The 18,331-nt window shown below is 74.3% G+C and carries 21 protein-coding genes; 7 read left to right on the forward strand and 14 right to left on the reverse strand.

The window, feature by feature from the left end; translation table 11 throughout:
* Window positions 1-3 precede the first annotated feature (3 nt).
* The 3 genes from AB0G14_RS04355 to AB0G14_RS04365 all read left to right on the forward strand — a co-directional run bounded on the left by AB0G14_RS04355 (window position 4) and on the right by AB0G14_RS04365 (window position 2,795).
* Window positions 4-324, forward strand: coding sequence for a helix-turn-helix transcriptional regulator (locus AB0G14_RS04355; protein ID WP_357693589.1), 321 nt, complete (start codon window positions 4-6; stop codon window positions 322-324).
* On the forward strand, window positions 321-2,051 hold the full coding sequence (locus tag AB0G14_RS04360; RefSeq protein WP_357693591.1) for a hypothetical protein: 1,731 nt from the start codon (window positions 321-323) through the stop codon (window positions 2,049-2,051). The genes AB0G14_RS04355 and AB0G14_RS04360 overlap by 4 nt, the downstream gene beginning before the upstream one ends.
* 84 nt (window positions 2,052-2,135) lie before the next feature.
* Window positions 2,136-2,795 (forward strand): methyltransferase domain-containing protein, encoded by a 660-nt coding sequence (locus tag AB0G14_RS04365; protein WP_357693593.1) that lies wholly within the window; start codon window positions 2,136-2,138, stop codon window positions 2,793-2,795.
* Between the two features lie 215 nt (window positions 2,796-3,010).
* Here AB0G14_RS04365 and AB0G14_RS04370 read toward each other — a convergent pair whose 3' ends face one another.
* The 10 genes from AB0G14_RS04370 to AB0G14_RS04415 all read right to left on the reverse strand — a co-directional run bounded on the left by AB0G14_RS04370 (window position 3,011) and on the right by AB0G14_RS04415 (window position 10,839).
* A complete protein-coding gene (locus AB0G14_RS04370) occupies window positions 3,011-3,547 on the reverse strand; it encodes a TadE/TadG family type IV pilus assembly protein (protein WP_357693595.1) in 537 nt (178 codons plus the stop codon).
* Window positions 3,532-3,936, reverse strand: coding sequence for a TadE family protein (locus AB0G14_RS04375; protein WP_357693649.1), 405 nt, complete (start codon window positions 3,934-3,936; stop codon window positions 3,532-3,534). The genes AB0G14_RS04370 and AB0G14_RS04375 overlap by 16 nt, the downstream gene beginning before the upstream one ends.
* A gap of 186 nt (window positions 3,937-4,122) precedes the next feature.
* Window positions 4,123-4,326, reverse strand: coding sequence for a hypothetical protein (locus AB0G14_RS04380; RefSeq protein ID WP_350702076.1), 204 nt, complete (start codon window positions 4,324-4,326; stop codon window positions 4,123-4,125).
* Between the two features lie 26 nt (window positions 4,327-4,352).
* Entirely contained in the window at window positions 4,353-5,225 is an 873-nt protein-coding gene (locus AB0G14_RS04385; RefSeq protein WP_357693651.1) for a type II secretion system F family protein, read from the reverse strand.
* A 114-nt stretch (window positions 5,226-5,339) separates the two neighbouring features.
* A complete protein-coding gene (locus AB0G14_RS04390; RefSeq protein WP_357693653.1) occupies window positions 5,340-6,236 on the reverse strand; it encodes a type II secretion system F family protein in 897 nt (298 codons plus the stop codon).
* Window positions 6,237-6,245: 9 nt separating this feature from the next.
* Window positions 6,246-7,823 (reverse strand): ATPase, T2SS/T4P/T4SS family, encoded by a 1,578-nt coding sequence (locus AB0G14_RS04395; RefSeq protein ID WP_357693597.1) that lies wholly within the window; start codon window positions 7,821-7,823, stop codon window positions 6,246-6,248.
* Entirely contained in the window at window positions 7,813-8,613 is an 801-nt protein-coding gene (locus tag AB0G14_RS04400; RefSeq protein ID WP_357693599.1) for a ParA family protein, read from the reverse strand. Before AB0G14_RS04400 ends, AB0G14_RS04395 begins: the two co-directional genes overlap by 11 nt.
* A 2-nt stretch (window positions 8,614-8,615) precedes the next feature.
* Complete coding sequence (locus AB0G14_RS04405) at window positions 8,616-9,275, reverse strand: SAF domain-containing protein (protein WP_357693601.1); 660 nt, start codon at window positions 9,273-9,275, stop codon at window positions 8,616-8,618.
* On the reverse strand, window positions 9,272-10,147 hold the full coding sequence (locus tag AB0G14_RS04410) for a hypothetical protein (protein ID WP_357693655.1): 876 nt from the start codon (window positions 10,145-10,147) through the stop codon (window positions 9,272-9,274). The genes AB0G14_RS04405 and AB0G14_RS04410 overlap by 4 nt, the downstream gene beginning before the upstream one ends.
* Window positions 10,148-10,272: 125 nt before the next feature.
* Window positions 10,273-10,839, reverse strand: coding sequence for a hypothetical protein (locus AB0G14_RS04415; RefSeq protein ID WP_357693603.1), 567 nt, complete (start codon window positions 10,837-10,839; stop codon window positions 10,273-10,275).
* A gap of 612 nt (window positions 10,840-11,451) precedes the next feature.
* Between AB0G14_RS04415 and AB0G14_RS04420 the strand changes: the two genes are divergently transcribed.
* Window positions 11,452-12,204 (forward strand): A24 family peptidase, encoded by a 753-nt coding sequence (locus AB0G14_RS04420; RefSeq protein ID WP_357693657.1) that lies wholly within the window; start codon window positions 11,452-11,454, stop codon window positions 12,202-12,204.
* A 99-nt stretch (window positions 12,205-12,303) separates the two neighbouring features.
* Here the strand turns inward: AB0G14_RS04420 and AB0G14_RS04425 are convergent, their stop codons facing one another.
* A complete protein-coding gene (locus tag AB0G14_RS04425; RefSeq protein ID WP_357693605.1) occupies window positions 12,304-12,939 on the reverse strand; it encodes a phosphatase PAP2 family protein in 636 nt (211 codons plus the stop codon).
* A gap of 173 nt (window positions 12,940-13,112) precedes the next feature.
* On the opposite strand from AB0G14_RS04425, the gene AB0G14_RS04430 reads away from it, so the two are divergent.
* Both AB0G14_RS04430 and AB0G14_RS04435 read left to right on the forward strand, forming a co-directional pair.
* Window positions 13,113-15,518, forward strand: a complete 2,406-nt coding sequence (locus AB0G14_RS04430; RefSeq protein ID WP_357693607.1) for a glycosyl hydrolase family 65 protein — start codon at window positions 13,113-13,115, stop codon at window positions 15,516-15,518.
* Window positions 15,519-15,594: 76 nt separating this feature from the next.
* Window positions 15,595-16,086: a GNAT family N-acetyltransferase gene (locus AB0G14_RS04435; RefSeq protein ID WP_357693609.1), complete on the forward strand. Its 492-nt coding sequence runs from the start codon at window positions 15,595-15,597 to the stop codon at window positions 16,084-16,086.
* Here AB0G14_RS04435 and AB0G14_RS04440 read toward each other — a convergent pair.
* Window positions 16,030-16,536: a hypothetical protein gene (locus AB0G14_RS04440; protein ID WP_357693611.1), complete on the reverse strand. Its 507-nt coding sequence runs from the start codon at window positions 16,534-16,536 to the stop codon at window positions 16,030-16,032. The genes AB0G14_RS04435 and AB0G14_RS04440 overlap by 57 nt on opposite strands.
* 120 nt (window positions 16,537-16,656) lie before the next feature.
* Complete coding sequence (locus AB0G14_RS04445; protein ID WP_357693613.1) at window positions 16,657-17,268, reverse strand: hypothetical protein; 612 nt, start codon at window positions 17,266-17,268, stop codon at window positions 16,657-16,659.
* 171 nt (window positions 17,269-17,439) lie between these two features.
* Here AB0G14_RS04445 and AB0G14_RS04450 point away from each other — a divergent pair, with 171 nt between their 5' ends.
* Entirely contained in the window at window positions 17,440-17,670 is a 231-nt protein-coding gene (locus AB0G14_RS04450; protein ID WP_357693615.1) for a hypothetical protein, read from the forward strand.
* A gap of 72 nt (window positions 17,671-17,742) precedes the next feature.
* Here the strand turns inward: AB0G14_RS04450 and AB0G14_RS04455 are convergent, their stop codons facing one another.
* On the reverse strand, window positions 17,743-18,267 hold the full coding sequence (locus AB0G14_RS04455; RefSeq protein ID WP_357693617.1) for a hypothetical protein: 525 nt from the start codon (window positions 18,265-18,267) through the stop codon (window positions 17,743-17,745).
* Between the last annotated feature and the right edge of the window lie 64 nt (window positions 18,268-18,331).

Below are 18,331 nucleotides of genomic sequence, written 5' to 3' on the forward strand. Positions count from 1 at the left end.
CCGATGCGGTGGAACCTGCGGATGAAGGCAGCGGAGCGCGGCATCTGGAAGTCCACCGAGCTGCGGCGCATGCTTGCCGACGCCGGACTGGACGTCAGCGCGGGAAAGATGTCGGCGTTGTGGACCGGCACGCCGACCACGATCCGCCTTGACGACCTCGAGCTGATCTGCGCGGTGCTGGACTGCACACCCACTGACCTGCTCATCTGCGAGGCGGACAAGGTCGCCGCACGCCGACCCGCGAAGACAGCCGTCGCCAGCGGCGAGGCCGCCACGCCGATCACCCCACGGCTGGGTCGAACCCGATCGGCGCCACCGGTATGAGCAGGTCGCGCCTGCGGCGGTGCACCACCTGCCGCACCAACCCGGTGGCCATGCCCCAGGTCGACTGCTGCTTCACCTGCTGGCCGGGCGGCCCGGTCACCCCGCCGCCATGCCTGCGCTGCGGCTCCCGCCACGGCTACTTCGCGGCCGGGCTGTGCGCCCGCTGCCACCCCTACGCCACCCCGCCGGTCGAGTCCTGCCGCGACTGCTACGCGTGGGGCGTGACCAGGCTGCACAACTGGCGCTGCCACGGCTGCAACACCTGGCGCGCCAAGTATGCAACGGTGGACCACTGCCCCACCTGCGGCCGGGAGGTCGCTCTCGGTGCCGAAGGCGTCTGCCGGCTCTGCCGCAAGCAAGCCACCCTGGTCCGCACCGGACGGGACAAGCTCGACGTCATCGCCGCCAACCGCAACGGGCAGCAGCTGTTCCTGGCCAACATGTTCTCCGACGGAAGCCGCTTCCAGCCCAAGCCGCCAGCGGTCGAGCCCCACCGGCCGCTGCGGCCTCCCGTCGAGCACCAGCAACTGCTGCTGTTCCCCGCGCAGCGCAACCTGGCCGCCTGCGGCCGCGCCGCGATGCCGCCTCCACCCGACCAGGCTCTCGCGGACAGTCTCGACCGGCACACCCGCACCTACGCGGCCGCCCGACGCTGGGGCCAGAAGCACACCGACGAGGCCCGCTGGGGCGTGCGCATCCTGCTCGGCCTGCAGGACACCCCCGGCGCGCCCATCAACGCCACCGACGTCCTCCAGCTGCGGGCCGCCGGCCTGCGCACCTGGACAGTCCTGGAAGTCCTCACCGACGCCGGCCTGCTCATCGACGACCGACCGCCGGCGATCGACACCTGGTTCCACAGCCAGATCGAGAACCTGCCCCAGCCAATGACCACGGAGCTGCTTACCTGGTTCGAGGTCATGCGGCGCGGCCGCCCCACCAGCCCGCGCCGGCGGCCACGCTCGGAGACCACCATCCGCCTGCACACCCGATGGGCCCTGCCCGTCCTTTGCGCCTGGGCCGTGAGCGGACGCATGACCCTCCGAGAAATCACCAAGGACGACGTGCTCGATGCCCTGCCCGCATCGGGGAACGCCCGATCGACCGCCGGACAGGGGCTCAAGTCGATCTTCCGGGTGCTCAAGGAGCACAAGGTCCTCTTCGCCGACCCGACCCGCCGGGTCAAGACCGGCGAACACGAAACCCGTCAACCCGTGCCGGTCGACCTCAACGCCATCCGCAAGGCCCTCAACTCCAGCAACGTCGCCCGAGCAGCCGTCGTCGCCCTGATCGCCTTCCACGGCCTGCGCCCCGGCCACATCCGCCGGATGAAAACCACCGACCTGCGCGACGGGCGCCTGCACATCGACGGCCGAGTCATCGTCCTCGCCGAACCGGTACTGATTCGCCTCAAGCGCTGGCTCGACTACCGCGACACACAATGGCCCAACACCCTCAACGACCACTTCTTCCTGCACTACCGCACCGCCTGCCGGCCAGACGCGGCCGTTGGGCAACGCTGGATCTGGCTCGTCACCGGCGAAGGACTGTCCGGCACCGCGATACGCGAAGACCGCATCCTCAACGAAGCCCACGCCACCGACGGCGACGTTCGCCGCCTCGTCGACCTGTTCGGCCTTTCGGTGCAGGCCAGCACCCGCTACACCGCTACCGTCGACCACCCTGGTCTCATCGGTCCGACCGCAGACCGCGATTCCGCCACCGGCTGACCCGCCGAACCTCAGGACTTGATCTTCACACAACCACCACAGCATCACCCCCACGCCCGGTGGCGACTGTGGTTTCCTGCTCCCATGACCCCGCCCAGCAGCACCCTGCGCGCCGCCGACCAGATCGCCTACCTCGACCAAGCCGCCGCCAGCGATCCCGGACGCCAATACAAGCAGCAACTTCTCACGGCGCTGGACCTGCGCCCAGGCCACGTGGTGCTCGATGTCGGGTGCGGGCCCGGAACCGACCTTCCCGCGCTGGCCACCGCGGTCGGAGACAGGGGAGCCGTCATCGGCATCGATCACGACCCAGCGATGCTGGAACAAGCCCAGCAACGAACCGCCGCGCACGCACACGTCACGGTCCGAGCCGGCGATGCCCACGCCCTGCCGCTCGACGACGCCAGCATCGACCGTGCACGCACCGATCGCGTGCTGCAACACCTCGCCGACCCCCGCCAGGCGCTGGCCGAGTTGCGACGGGTCGTACGTCCCGGCGGCCTGGTCGCACTGGCGGAACCAGACTGGGACACCCTCGCCATCGACGCCACCGACACCGCAACGAGCCGCGCCTACACCCGCTACGTCACCAGCAAGGTGGTTCGCAACGCCGCTATCGGGCGGCAACTCGGCCGGCTCCTCAACGACGTCGGGTTCGAAGTCGCCTCCATCGAGGCCACCGTCGCCATGTTCCACGACTACCAAGCCGCAGACGCCATCCTGCGGATGCCCGCCGTCGCCTAGCGCGCTTGGCAGTCCGGAGCCCTCGACGAGAACGCCGCCCGGACCTGGCTCACCAGCCTGACCAACGGCCCGTTCCTGGCCGCTTTCACGTTCTTCACCGCCATCGGCCGCGTTCCCGCCACGAACAGCTAGACGGAGGGATCCACCGTTCCAGCCAGCCCGGCTGACGCTCTCGCCATCGCCGCTTCCGGAACTGAAGCACACCCACACACTCATCACACGTCACCCGCCCTCGGGTTCGTGCTCGAAGTAGCTTCAGTAATCCCGAACCCGAGAGCTCTACTCCGGTAGCGGTCCAGCGGCGAGGTGAAGCTCGCCGACACCCGCTTGCCGGCGGGCATCCCCGGCAGGACGGACAGGTGCAGGTCCCGGTAGGAGACGGTGCAGGCGATCCGCACGGTGACCGAGGCGTCCTGCCCGGCGGGGCCGCGGAACGCCGCGTCGAGGGTGGTGGGTTTGCCGCGTACCGCGCCGCTGAAGGTCACCTCCGGGCTGCCGGCGCAGTCCAGGCCCCGCCAGTCGAGCTGCCGGCGGGCCGCGTCCCGCGCCTCCGCGCGGGCGGTGCGGGCGTCCCGGGAGATCGACGCGGCGCGGGCGGCGTCGTGGGCGGCGGCGTCGATGGCCTCGGCCGCCACGGCGGTACGCCCCGTGACCCCGGCCAGCACGATCAGCGCGATGAAGGCCGGGGCGAGCACCGCCACCTCGATCGAGACCGAGCCCCGCTCGGCGGTACGGCTCACGGCGTGGTCCACCGTTCCACCGTCCCGTGCGCGGTCTGCCGCACCGGGAAGTCGACCCCGGGGACGACCGACAGGGAGCGACCGCGCACCGTGCAGGTCACCTCGGTCGTGGTGCTCTCGCAGCTCGGGGCGGGCTTGTCCCAGTCGACGAGCCAGCCGCCGGCGGCCCGCAGGAACCGGGTGGCCCGGGCCTCGCCGGCCCCGGGCGGCGCCTGGTGCAGCCGTTGCGCGTTGACCGCGCTCTGCGCGGCGTTCAGCGCGGTGGAACGGGCGACGAACCAGGCCGCGGTCTGGATCGAGGCGAAGAGCAGCAGCAGGATCGCCGGCATCGCCACCGCCAGCTCGACCGGGTTGGCCCCCCGGTCGGTCCCGCCGGCTGCCAGGCGCCGGGCGACGGCCAGGCCGGAGCGGCGGGCGGCGGCTGGACCGGGGCGCCGGGCGACGGCCAGGCCGGGGCGGCGGGCGACGGCTGGACCGGGCCGGGCGGCGGCCGGTGCGGGCGGCCGGGCGGCGGCCAGGGCAGGGCACCGGGCGACGGTGGTCGCCCGGCGCCCCGGCGAGGAGTCTGCGCGGCTCACGGATCAGGGCTACTTCGGGTCCTGGTGCTTCGGGATGTTGTCCATCCAGTCGTTGGCCGCACCGAGGGCGGCGGCGGTGACCGCCATCGCGACGGCGACCAGGCCGAAGATGATCACGGCGGTGGGTACGGGGCTGTCCCCCCGTTCGCCGTCGCGGCGCAGCTCGGCCAGCCGCGCCGCCAGCGCGACGTGCAGGTAGGTGATGACGGACATGACGGGCTCCTTCTCTCGGGGTCGGATCAGAGGCGGGCGATGAACGGGTAGACCGCGAAGCCGAGCAGGACGAAGACGAGCAGCGCCCCGGGGATGTCGAGGCGGCTGGTCACCCCCTCGGCCCGGGCCAGGTTGTCGGTGCGGATCTGGTCGCGCAGTGAGTCCGCGCGGCTGCGCAGGGTCTCGTGCACCTGCGCGCCCTCGCTGCCGGAGGAGCGCATGATCGCCCCGACGTCGCCCAGCTCCGGGATGCCGATGCGCTCGGCGAGGTCGCGCAGCTCGTCCCACGGCGAGTGCATCTGCATCTGGGCGATCCGCAGCGCCTCCGAGATGCGGTCGAAGACCCAGCCGTCGCAGACCGCCGCCGCCCGTTCCAGCGACTGCACCGGCCCGTGGGCGGCGGCGAGCTGCAACGCGACCAGGTCCAGGTAGGTGCAGACGGCCTGGCGGAACTCGTCGCGGGCCCTGTCCGCCCGGTCCAGCACCGCCCGGTGCGCGACCAGGGCGCAGAGCACCGCCAGCCCGAGGCTGCCGAGCACGGGCACGACCACCGGCAGCCGTACGCCGACGGCGAGGAGGGTGCCCCCGAGCAGCGTCGGCGCGGCGAGCCCGATCAGCGCGGAGAGCAGCATCGACAGGGCGTACTGCTCGGGGGTCCGGTCGATCAGGGCGAGCTGCCGGTGCGGTGGCCGTAGCCAGCGGCTCAGCCCGGTCAGCCACTCCAGCCGCCGGTCGGCGGGGGCGGTGAGCTGCCCGCCGCCGGGCGGTTGGTGCAGCCGGCGCAGCGCAGGCCCGAGCGCCGGGGTGGCCGGCACCAGTTCGCGCACCACCAGGAAGGCGCCCAGCCCGACGGCCGCCCCGCCGCAGACGGCGAGCGCGAGCTGCCAGTTGAGGACCACGCTCACAGGGCTGGCCTTTCGTTCGCGACTGCGGGGCTCGCAAGCTCACTCCTCGCGCTCACGGGGCCGGCCTTTCGTTCGCGACTGTGGGGCTCGCAAGCTCACTCCTCGCGCTCACGCGAGCACCTCCTGCGGGTCGGGGGCGGGCAGGAAGCGCGCCGGCCGGCGCGGCTGGCTCATCGACCGCACCCAGGCCAGCAGGCCGACGAAGGCCGCGCCGAGGGCCGCCATCACGAGCTGCCCGAAGGGCGTGCCGTACGGGCTGACGTACTCGGTGTTGAGCAGCCCGTACGCGACGGTGGCGAGGGTCATCCCGGTGAGGAAGCGGACCGCGAACCGGGGCTGGGTGCGCTTCGCCTCGATCTCCCGGCGGGTGGCCACCTCGGCCGCCGCCGCGTGCGCGATCGAGCCGAGCACGTCGCCGAGGCGCTCGCCCCGGTCGGTCACGTGCAGGATCAGCGCCGCCACCACCTGGTCGCAGACCGGGTCGCCGATCTCGTCGGCGAAGGCGAGCAGCGCGGAGCGGGCCAGCCAGCCGGCCTGGAGGCGGGCGGCGAGCAGTCGTACCTCCTCCTGGATCTCCTCGGGCGCGGTGGTGACCGTGCCGATGATCGTCTGCTGGAGGCCCTGGCCGGTGGCCGAGACGTCCTTGAGCCGGCGGGTCCACTCGCCGACCGCCTCGATCCGGGCGATGGCCCGCTGCTCGGCCTTGCCGACCGAGAACAGCCACGGGGTGCCGGGGACCGCCACCACGACCAGCAGGCCGACCACCGGCAGGCCGGTGAACAGGAAGGCCAGCGCGCCGGCGACCAGCGCGCCGACCAGCAGGGCCTGGTGCGCCCGCTGCTCGCGCGGGCTGGCGCCGGAGCCCTTCCACAGGCGCTCCAGCCCCCGGCCCGCGCCGGGCCCGCCGGGCGGCCGGCGGGTGCCGACGAGCGCGACGACCGCCAGCAGCAGCCCGGCGACGCAGGCGGCCCCGGAGACCACCGCGACGAGTTCGACGTTGTCCAGCACCGCAGGTCACCGCCGCCCGAGCCGGGTCTGCCGGGGCCGCCGCCAGGCGCCCGTGCCGGCCTCGATCCACCGGCTGAGCAGCCGGGCGTCGTAGCCGACCCGGAGGAGCTGGGCGCGGATCCGCTCGGGCAGGTGCCGGGGCACCGCCCGCCCGTCCGGCCCGGGACCGAACACCTGCGTGGTGGTGATCCGGTTGCCGTCGCCCACGCCGATGACCTCCTCGACGTGCGAGACGAAGCGGTGCTTGCGCCCGCCGATCGCGGTCTCGTCCTCGACGGTGACGTAGACGATCAGGTCGAGCGCGTTGCCGGCCATCCGGCGGGCCTGGTCGACGGTCATCTCCCGGCCGTGCGCCAGCGCCAGCTCGATGATCCGCTCGCTCACCCCGGCGGGCGTACGCGCGTGGATGGTGCACATCGAGCCGCGGCTGGTCGTCATGGCCTGGAGCATCGGGACGATCTCCCGGGACCGGACCTCGCCGACGATGATCCGCAGCACGCCCATCCGCAGCGAGACGGGGATCAGGTCGGCGATGCTCACCTCGCCGGCCGGTCGGCCGTCCGGCCCGCGCTCGCCGTGCCCCTCCCGTGCCTCGAAGCTCATCACCGCCCGGTGCTTGAGCCGGCGACGGGCCGGCAGCAGCTCCCGGCTCTCCTCCAGCAGCACGTACGGCTCGTCGGCCGGGATCTCGTCCATCAGCGCCCGGATGACCGTGGTCTTCCCGGCCCCGGCCAGGCCGGCCACCATGATGTTCAGCCCGGCCCGCATGGAGGCGCGCAGGAAGTCGCGCACCAACGGGTCGATCATCTCGTCCAGGTCGCCCCGGCCGCCGGCGAGGTCGTCCAGGCTCACGTCCAGCGTGTTGTGCTTGCGGATCACCGCGTACGGGCGGTGGCTGACCAGGAACACCGCGGCCAGCCGGCTGCCGTCGGGCAGTTGCAGGTCGAGGGTGGGCTTGGAGGTCGACAGCGACCGCTCGGTGGCCCCGGCGCGGCGGGCCGCCGCCTGGAGGATCTCCACCAGTTCGTCGTCGCTGTCGGCGATCGGCTCGGCCCAGTCCACCCCGCCGCCGTGCCGGGTGACGCGCACCTGGTCGCAGCCGAGGATGTGCACCTCCTCGATGGTGTCGTCGACCAGCAGTGTCTGGAGGCGGCCGAGCCCGGCCAGCTCGGCGGTCACCTGGTCGAGCAGGAGCCGTTCCTCGCCGGCCGCCATCGGGGTGCCCGCGCGGCGCACCGCGTCGGCGTACTCGGCCACCACCGCGACCGCGAGCCGGGCGCGCTCGGTGTCCTCCTCGTCGACGGTGAACTCCCGGCCGCGCTGCCACCGGGTGAGCCGTTCGCTGAGTTCCCGACGCAGCTCGCGGACCACGTGGAAGTCGACCCGGGCCCGGGGCGGCGGCTCCGGCGGCGGCCCGGCCAGCGGCACCGGAAGCGGCGCCGGCTGGTGGTGCCGCCCGTTGGGCGGGGGCAGCGGCGGCGCGGTGGAGGTGACGCCGGGCGGTGCGGTGGCGGTGGCACCGGGCGGGGTGGCGGTGCCGGGCGGCTGTCGGCGCGGATCGGCGGAGACCGGTTCAAACCGCATCCGGCACCCCCTGCGACACGGGCCAGGCCAGCCGGGCGCGCCGCCGCTCCGACAGCGCCCCGACCGGCACCTCCAGGGCACCGGCCGCGCGCATCAGCGGCCGACCGGCCCGCACGGTGCCGCCCAGGCTGAGCACCTCGGCCGTACGCGGGTCGTCCGGCAGCCGGGCGACCACCGGCAGCCGCAGCGCCTTGCTCACCTCGCCGCTGCCGTGGCCGTCGCCGACCAGCAGCAGCCGCAGGCTGCCCGGCGGCACCCGGTGCTCGGCGAAGTCCCGCTCGACCGCCCTGACCATCGCGCGGGTGCCGGACAGGTCGGGCAGCCGGGCGCGGCTGACCAGCAGCACCACCGAGGCCGCGCGCAGGATCGGCCAGGGTGGACCGACGACGTGCAGCCGCCCGCAGTCGACGAGCACGTCGTACGGCGGGTCGCCGCGCTCGAGGCTGGCGAAGAAGTCGGCGAACCGCTGCCAGAGCGGGGTGACGCTGCCGGCCTGCGCGGGGTCGACGACGCCGGGCAGCAGCAGCCGTTCCCGCTTCGGCGCGTCCAGGTCGACCAGTTGCGACCAGAACGCGGTCTCCAGGTTGCCGTCGCGCAGCTCGCCGACCGCCAGCTCGCCGATGCCCCGGGGGCCGTCGAGCGCGCCGCCCAGGTAGCCGGCGAGGATGGACCCGCCGGCCGGGTCGCACTCGGCGAGCACCAGCCGCCGGTCCCAGCTCAGGGCGCAGGCCAGGGCCGAGGTGGTGACGCCCGGGGAACCCTTCGCCGACACCAGCGCGATGATCGCCATGCTCAGGCCGCCTCGGTCAGCACGACGGCGATCCGTTCCTGCGCGGAGAGCGCCACCACGGCCGGCACGTCCCGCACGGCGAGCGCCAGGTAGACCACCACCTCGTCGTCATCGTCGGATGTCGCGGTGTCGATGACCGTCGCCTCGAACCGGGTGGCGGCGCCCACCGGGCGGTCGTCGTTGCCGTCGGGCGTGCTGACCAGCAGGACCTTGTCGCCGGGGTGCAGCTCGCGGGCGGGCACCTCGGCGGGCCCGAGACCCAGCGCGAGCTGCTGCTGCCCGGGGCCGAGCAGCGGGTCGTCGGTGAGCTGGGCCATGGTCAGCAGCGTCCCGGGGGTCAGCGACACGGCGGCCCGCTTGCCGAGCACCTCGTCGAGCCGGCCAGCCGGGACCGGGGACAGGCCCTGGCCGCCGGCCACCTGCACCGGCACCAGGTCGTCGGCGCTGATCTGCCGGCCGACCTCGACCGGTCGGGCCACGGCGAGGTAGCTGCCGGTGGCGCGTACGGAGGTGACCGCGAACGCCGCGCCCAGACCGCCGAGGGCGATCAGCAGCACGGCCAGGCCGAGCAGCCCGGGTCGCATCCGACGCTGCCGCACCACCTTCGGCGGGGCGACCGGCGCGTCCACCGGTCCGGTTCCGTTACGGGTAGCCACACTCACTCGGACACCACCTGTAGTTCGTTGATCCGGACGGGGACCGTGCCCGTCGTCCGGGTGAGGGGGATGACGCCGCTCTCGCCGCCGCCGCGCCAGGTCACGGTCCAGTACGTCGTGGCGCGTACCCAGTACTCGTCGGCCTTTGGGTAGCCGCTGTCGTAGCCGCAGTCCGGGGAGGGGCGGCCGGCGTACCTGCCACCGGCCCGGTAGGGGGTGCCGGGGCCGGCGCAGGTGACCGTGCGGCCGTTGCCCATGTCCCAGACGATCCGGTCGAACGTCGCCGTGATCTCCACGGTCAGCCCCCGCTCGGTCTCCGACGCCTCCTGGGTCGGCCCGAAGTACTTGGGATCGTCGTCGCTGCCCCACATCCAGACCGGCAGCCCGACCAGGCCGGGCCCCTTGCTGCGGCGGGGGGCGACCGCGATCCGGGGCGCCGCGATGGTGATCTTGGCCAGCGCCCGCCGGGCGAGTTCCTCCGGGTCGGGCGGCGCGCCGAACCCGGGCGGCGGGGCGTCCAGCAGGACTTCGGTCTGGGTGCCGAGGTCGCCGCCGTTGCAGGTGCGCGTGTACCACTGCTTGCCCTCGGGGGCCTCCTGCTGTGGCTCGGAGAGCCTGTAGTAGCAGCCGTCGCCGTTGTTGAACCAGCCGAGCACGTCGTCGTAGCACTTGACGGTGCGGCCGTTCCACTGGCACTTCCCGCCGCCGCCACCGGAGTCCCCACCGCCGGGGTCGCCGCCCCCGCCGGTGTCCCCGCCGCCGCCCGGGGTACCGGGGTCGTCGTCCCAGACGCTGCAGTCGTTCTGCCCGGGTGGGCACTCCGCGCCGGGGCCCGCGCGCCCGGCGGCGATCGCGGGCACGGCCGCCCCGAGCGCCAGCAGCAGGGCCAGTCCGGCGCCGGCGAGCGCCCGGCGGGTCGCCCCGGCCCGGCCGCCGTCGGTACGCGGTCGGGTCGCCCCGGCCGCGGCCGACGTGAGGGCCGGGGCGCCCCTTCCTCCCCAGGTCAGCACGGCAGGTCCTCGTGGGCTGCGCCGGCGTTGATCAACCAGCGGCCGTCCGGGTAGCGGGTGGCGTTGGCGGTGGCCAGGTGCCGGGTCCCCCTGGTGCCGGGGACGACCCGCTTGTTCCTGGCGTACACCAGGCGGTAGCCGGTCGCGTCCAGGCAGTCCTGGATCTCCACCGTCGGCGGGCTCGAATCCAGGCTCACCGCGGTCACTGTGGGATCGGAGACCAACGTGCCGGTACGCATCGCACCGTGCTCCTTCGCCTCGCGGATGGACAGTCGAACCCGGGTCAGCAGCGGGTCGGCGAGGAACCGCGACAGGTCCGGGTGGTGGGGGTCGCTGCGCCCGCTCGCCGTGCGGGAGGCGGCGAGATATCCGGCGTACGCGGCCAGCGCCGCCTTCCTGGCCGCCTGCTCGTCGACGTCCCGGTGGGTCGGGGTCGACGTGTCGACGGCGGGAGTCGTCCGGGCGGTGGTCGTCGGGTCGGTGCCGCAGGCGGTGGCGGCGCCGACCGCCGCGATGGCGAGCAGGCAGGTAACCCGTCGAACGGGCTGCCGTCCGCGCACGTCGTGCCTCCTCGGTGGCCGTCCGGCGACCGGCGTGCCGGCCTCCGGGCATGCGGCGGCGCGGCCGAATGAGGCCATCCGGACCTGTCGGAAAGCGTCTCCGCATTCGCCTTTATTGATCTCTACAAATGCAAACCCTGCGTTCGTCCCATCGTTTTGTCGCGGGGTTGCATCGCACCCAAGGGGCGAGCATAGGCTGACGTCCGCCGATGCAACAGGGGCAATTCAGTCGGACACTCTGAGTGATGACAGGTGGTGGCGGCGGGTGGCTGCGGGCGGTGCGGACGAGTCGGGTGGGAAGGATCAGCGGGGTGGCCGGGAAAATCGGCGCGATGGGAGTCCGCCGGGTGGGCGCGGTGTCGCCGTGGTCGCCGAGGTGTGTCCCGGACGTGGCGTCTGGTCCGATCCGTCCCCCGTCACGACGGATCGCCATCGCATTCGGATGGGATTCCCGCTGATATGGTCGCGCCATTTCCGCGCGCGTCACCGCGATTCCGGCGGGAGGGGCGCACGCCGTTCCACCCGTTACCGGCGCCCGGCGGGGGCACTACGCTCCGTGTTGCACCTCGGCGTCGGGTGGGAGGGGCGGCCGTGGCGCTGACCGGGCCGCCGGTGCTGGCGGAGCCGACCGGGCCGCCGGCCGCCTCTCGTGCCGCGAGGGCCCTGGCGGTCCTCACCCTCGCGCCGGTGCTCCGCCTCGCCGTGGTCCGGCACGCCGTACCGCCAGGGGTGGCGAGCAGGACCGGGTGCGACGCCTGCGGCGCTCCGATCGGGGTGGCCCGGCCGTGGCCGGCGCTGGGTCCGGCGGCGCGGTGTGGGCGGTGCCGCGCGCGGGTCGGCCCGCCGCCCGGCGCGGTGGAACTCGCCGTGGTGGCGGCGGTCGGGGTGCTGCTGGTCGGGCCGCCCGCCGCCGTGCTGGCCGCCACGGCGTGGTGGCTGGGCTGGACCATCCCCCTGGTCTTCGTCGATACGGCCGTGCACCGGCTCCCGGACCGGCTCACCTGGCCCGCCGCGGCCGGGACGTGGCTGCTGCTCGGGGTGGCCGCACTGGCCGGCGCCGGACCGGCGCCCTGGCTGCGGGCCACCGCGGCCGGCGTCGCGCTGGCGCTCTTCTTCGCCACCACCACGCTGCTGCTCGGCCGGCGCGGGTTCGGCCTCGGCGACGCCAAGCTGGCGCTCGGCGCCGGCGCCCTGCTGGGCTGGTACGGCTGGGCCGTGCCGGTGGCCGGGCTGCTGCTCGCCCTGCTGCTCTCCGGGGTGGTCGGCGTCGCGCTCCTGGCGGCCCGCCGCGTCGGCTGGCGCAGCCACCTCCCCTTCGGTCCCTTCCTCGCCCTGGCCACCGTCGCCACCCTCCTCCTGCCCTGACCCCCGGCCCCCGGCGGCCTGGCCCCTGGGATCGGCTCTCTTCGGGTGGCTCGCCGGGGGCGGAGGTGCGAGATCGGGGAAGGCGGGAAGGGTGGGTGGTCAGCGGCGGGTCGAGGTGGCGGGGTCGGGAACGGGGCGCTCGGCGTGGCGGGCGCGGCGTTGGAGCAGGCCGGCGGCGGGGCGGGCGAGCAGCGGCGTGAGCAGTGCGGTGACGAGGGCGCCGAGCAGGACGCCGACGACCACGTCGTGCGGGTAGTGCACGCCGACGAAGGTGCGGGAGAACGCGGCCAGCGCCGCCACCGGCAGCGCGACCAGCCCGACCCGGCGGGACAGCAGCAGCGTGGCCACCGCCAGCCCGCCCGCGATCGTGGAGTGGTTGCTGGGGAAGGACCAGTCGCCCGTCGGCGGGCACTCGCCCGCGATGATGGCCAGTTCGGTGGCGACCGCCCGGCACGGGCGCTCCTGGTCCACCACGATCTTCAAGGCCTCGCTGCACCCGTACGCGAGCACCACCGCCACCGGCGTCACCAGGGCGTACGCGCGACCGCGCGGGCCACCGCCGAGACGCGACACGGCCGCCACCAGCCACAGCGCGCCGAGCAGCAGGATCGCGCCCTCGGTGAAGTGCCCGGCGAACCACTGCACCGGTTGCGGGGTGTCGGCGGCGAAGTCGACGATGTCCCGATACCACTCGACGCTGATTTCCGGAACATCCGGCACGTCCGCTTCAACCATGATTCACCTCACCAGTAGTTCATACCGTGTTTAGCGCGCAGACAACCCTGGAACATCTGCAAGCCGGACGCAGTGTGCGTTGGTCGGGTGGCACACCTGACTTTCGTCTCAGCGATCTCTCAGCCCGGTCTGCCACGGTCGACCCCGGTACGTCGGACTCCTCTGGAGGCGCAGTGCACGACACCCCGACCGCCGATCGGCCGCCGACCGCGCCCGGGACCGGGGACGACGAGGCCTGGCGGATCCGGCGTACGGAGGCGGACTTCGACCGGCTCGCCGAGACGGAGTCGATCTTCGCGCTGGGCAACGGCTGGCTGGGCTGGCGCGGCAACCTGGACGAGGGCACGCCGTACGGCATGCCGGGCAGCTACCTGAACGGTTTCCACGAGCGGCGGGAGCTGACCTACCCCGAGGACGGGTACGCGTTCCCGCAGCTCAGCGACACGGTGATCAGCGCGCCGAACGCCGCCCTGATCCGCCTCTGGGTCGACGGCGAGCCGCTGGACGTGCGCACCGGCACCCTCCGCGTCCACGAGCGGGTGCTCGACCTGCGTGCCGGGGTGGTCGAGCGGCACACCGAGTGGGTCTCCCCGGCCGGGCACGGCGTACGCGTCCGCAGCACGCGGCTGGTCTCGCTGCCCCGTCGCCCGGTGGCCGCCGTCCGGTGGAGCGTCGAGCCGCTGGACGGGACGGTCGACGTGCGGGTCTGCGCCGACCTGCTCGCCAACGAGCGGGTGCCGGAGCGCTCCGACGACCCCCGCGCCGCCTCGGTGATCCATGACCCGCTGACGGCCGAGTACCGCCACTCCAACGGGCACGACGGCGTCCTCGTGCACCGCACCGAGCGCAGCGGGCAGCGGGTCGCCGTCGCCGTCGCGCACGAGGTGCGGGCCCCGGAGGGCTTCGCCCCCGGCGTCGACTGCGCGCCGGACCGGCTGCGCCTCACCCTGACCGGGACGCTGCGCGCCGGCGAGCGGCTGGAGCTGACCAAGTTCGCCGCGTACGAGTGCGGCACGGTGGACGCGACGCCGCCGCAGGGGCTGGCCCGCCTGGTCGTCGAGGAGGCCGGGGCGGCCCGCGCGGCGGGCTTCGACGCGCTGCTCGCCGCCCAGCGCGCGGCCCTGGACGCCGCCTGGCAGACGGCCGACGTGCTGCTCGACGGCGACGCCGAACTCCAGCAGGCCATCCGGTTCGCCGTGTTCCACCTCATCCAGGCGGGCCGGCCGGACGACGACCGGACCATCCCGGCCAAGGGCCTGACCGGCAACGGCTACGACGGGCACGTGCTCTGGGACACCGAGGGCTACGTGCTGCCGGTGTTGACGTACCTCGCCCCGGAGGTGGCCCGGTCGGCGCTGCGCTGGCGGCACGCCCACCTGCCCGAGGCCCGCGAACGCGCGGCGGAGCTGCGGCTGGCCGGGGCGACCTTCCCGTGGCGGACCATCGGCGGCCGCGAGTGCTCCGGCTACTGGCCGGCGGGCACCGCCGGGCTGCACGTCAACGCCGACATCGCCGACGCGGTGCTGCGCTACGTCGCCGCCACGGGCGACCACGAGTTCCTCGCCGGGGCCGGGCTGGAGCTGCTGGTCGAGACGGCCCGGCTGTGGCACGGCTTCGGCCACTGGTCCGACGCGGGCAGCTTCCACCTGCACGGGGTGACCGGCCCGGACGAGTACTCCGCCCTGGCCGACGACAACCTCTTCACCAACCTGATGGCCCGCCGCAACCTGCGCGGCGCCGCCGACGCCGCCGAGCGGCACCCCGAGGCGGCGGCCCGGCTCGGCGTCGACCCGGCCGAGGTGGCCGGCTGGCGGGCCGCCGCCGACGCGGTCTTCGTCGCGTACGACGGCAAGCGCGGGGTGCACCAGCAGGCGGCCGGCTTCACCGCGCAGCCGGAGTGGGACTTCGTGAGCACCTCCGACGACGACTACCCGCTGCTGCTGCACTTCCCCTACCTGGAGCTGTACCGCAAGCAGGTGGTCAAGCAGGCCGACCTCGTGCTCGCCATGCAGCGGTGCCCGGGGGAGTTCACGGCCGACGAGAAGGCGCGCAACGTCGCCTACTACGAGGCGCGGACCGTCCGGGACTCGTCGCTGTCGGCCTCCCCGCAGGCGGTGCTCGCCGCCGAGGTCGGGCACCTCGACCTGGCGTACGACCTGTTCGCCGAGTCGGTGCTCCAGGACCTGGCGGACCTGGGCGACAAGACCGGCGACGGGCTGCACCTGGCGTCGCTGGCCGGGGCGTGGCTGGCGTTGGTGCAGGGCTTCGGCGGGCTGCGCGACGACCGGGGGGTGCTCTCCTTCGACCCCCGGCTGCCGGCACGGATCGACCGGCTCGGCTTCTGCCTGCGCTGGCACGGCCACCGGCTGCGGGTCACGCTGACCCGGGACGAGGCCCGCTACGAGCTGCCCGACGCCGACCCGGAGACCGGCATCGAGGTGTGGCACCACGGCGAGCCGCTCCGGGTCACCGGTGCCGGGCCCGTGGTCCGGCCGATGCCTGTCGTCCCCGACCCCGGCCCCGAGCCGCCCTCCCCGCCCGGCCGCCGCCCCACCCGCCGCTCCGCCGGCGACCGCTGACGTGTAAGGAAGGGCACCTTCCTATCGTTTTTGGTAGAGGAAGGGTCCCTTCCTTACATCTGGGTAGGGTGGCGCGGTGCCCGACCTCCAGCGGCTCGCCGCCCACCACGCCGCCGCGCTGCTGCGCTTCGAACGCGAGAACCGGGAGTGGTTCGCCCGGTCGGTGCCGGACCGGGGCGACGCGTACTTCGCCGACTTCGACGCGCGGCACGCGGGGCTGCTCGCCGAGCAGGAGACCGGCGCGTGCCACTTCCACGTCCTGGTCGACGCCGACGGGGCGGTGCTGGGCCGGTTCAACCTGGTCGACGTCGCCGACGGCGAGGCCGAGCTGGGCTACCGGGTGGCCGAGCGGGCCGCCGGGCGCGGGGTGGCGACCGACGGCGTCCGCCGGGTGGCCGCGCTGGCCCGTGCGGCGTACGGGCTGCGCCGGCTGACCGCCCGGACGACCCTGGACAACGCCGGTTCGCTCGCGGTGCTGCGGCGCACCGGCTTCACTCCGGCCGGGGAGGTGTCACTCGACGGGTGCCCCGGCCTGCGGTTCGTCCGCGAGCTGACGGCCGACGACTGACGCGCCGGTCATCCGCTCCCGGACGGTCTCCAGCGCCTCGAAGGCGTACGCCCAGTTGTGGCACTTGAAGCTGCGCAGCCCCTCGATCGGCGTGTGGCAGTCGGCGCAGCGCACCCCGGCGATCGCGTCCGGGACCTCGGTGTTGACGTACTTGCGGTCGCCGAGGATGACCGTTGCGATCATCATCCGGTCGTGCACGCCGGAGAGGGCGGAGGAGACGATGTCGTACCAGGTGACCCGCCGCCGGCACTTGGGGCAGTCCGGCTCGTCGCCGCTGACCCACAGCGGGGCACCGATGCTGCGCAGCGGCATGCCGAGCAGCTTCTCGATGCGCCGCACGTCCGACTCCGGGGTCGTCCACCGGTGCGCGCCGGGCAGCGACGCGGGCGAGTCGTAGACGGCACGGAACAGGACCGGGTCGACCTCCACGGTCTCGCGCTGACGGGTCATCGGCGTGCCTCCTCACGGTCGGTGCCCCCACCGTCGTCGCAGGTGGGGGCAGGCTCAACCGGATCAACGACACGGCGGGCCGCCGGATCGCGTCGTGGCCGACGACATCCGCCGGCCGGTTCAGCTCTCCGGCGGCGGCGGCAGTTCGGCGTGCCGCACCCGGTAGTCGCCCCCGGTCACCGGGGCGAAGGGAGCGGGCGCCATGCAGGTGCCCACGCTGCCCTCCCGCCACTGCCCGTCCGGGCCCTGATCGGCGTTGACCACGGCCCAGGAGAAGCCGACGCGGTCGCGGCCCGGCCCGTCGTACACGCTGAAGCCCAGCCGTCGCCCGACGAGGTCGGCCACCGGCGCGTCGGCCTCGGTGACCACGGCGGTGAGGGTCGCGGTCCGCGCGGCCGTGACCAGGCAGTCGACCCGGGCCGCGAAGCGGACGGTGGTGCCGTCCGCCGCGACCCGGTGGGCGACGTGGACGGTCCCGGTCGCGTCGGTGGGCAGGCCCTGGGGCGCCCCCGGCAGGGGTCGGGTGTACGGGGTGGCGCGTGCGTCGAAGCTGAAGCTGCGTACGTCCCGGTCCGGCGCGAACGTCAGCCGGATCTCGCCGCTGCCGGTCACGCGCGCGGTCCCGGCGGGCTCCCGGTCTGCCGTCGCCGAGGCGGTGGCGCCCGACGCGCCGGCCAGGGCCACGCCGACCACGATGGCCGCCGCGCCCAGCCCACGGAGTGTCGTCCTCATCGGTCCTCCTGAAAACGGTGGCGACCCTCGTCGCCCTCGCCCTCCAGGCTTCCGGCTCGCCGCCGGCCACACCTCCCGCGACGGCGTGAGTCCCCTCCTCCCCACGGGGGACGCCCCGCCGCCGGCCGTGTCGGTGACCGTGCCGTGCGGGCGGTCGGTGTCGTTGCCACGGTGACGCGGCGACGACCGGCGCGTCGACCGGAGCAGGACCGGCTCGCCGACCGGCTGCCCGGCGCGTGGACCCAATTCGTCGAGGACGGCGACCCCAACGGCGGGCGGGGCGGCGGCTGGCAGCGGTTCACCGAGCGTCGCCCGCACGTCCAGTCGCTGACCTCGGGGCGCTGGAAGCCGACCGAGTTCCTCCGCGACCACCGGTACGCGTTCTGGTCCAGCCTGAGCTGACAGGTACACCTCACCGGACGGCCCCGGCGCGCACGCCCCGGGGCCGTTCCGCGTCCCCGGGCGGCCCCGCCGCTAGCGGTCGTTCAGCATGAGCAGCACCGTCTCGTGCTCGACGTCGAGGAACGCCACCCGTCCGCGCGTGGCGGGCGGGGCCTCGTCGTACGACCGGCTGTGCAGCCAGTGGGGAGCGGCCGGGACGTGCGACCGCAGGTCGGGCCACACGTCGGCGGGCGTCTTGCCCTGGTCGTGCTGGGCCGGGTCGCCGGCGGTGATCGGCGCGAAGTCGTACTGCTCCGCCAGTTCTCGCGCGTCCTGCGGTTGGAGCCTGACGACAGCCTGGTACGCCCAGTCCGTCGGGCCCGGGACCCGGGAACACGGATCGCCCAACGCGCGAGCCTGCCAGTGGATCTCGGGATAGTCGCCGAGACCCGGCAGCTCCTCCGGCGGGTCCCAGCGGTCCACCCGGACCTTGGCCTCCGCCTCGCGTACCGACTCCTGGCACCCCTGCGCCTCGCGTGCCGCCGTGCCGCTGCAGCCGGCGACCAGCCCGATCGCCGTGACGATGGTGGCGGCTCGTGTCAGCGTCCCTGTCCTCATGGCGAGGACAGTAAAGGGTCGCCGCTCACCCCTGACCGGGCCGACGCGGCTCGGGACTCACGTC

The organism is Micromonospora sp. NPDC023814 (assembly GCF_040639595.1).
Lineage (GTDB): Bacteria > Actinomycetota > Actinomycetes > Mycobacteriales > Micromonosporaceae > Micromonospora.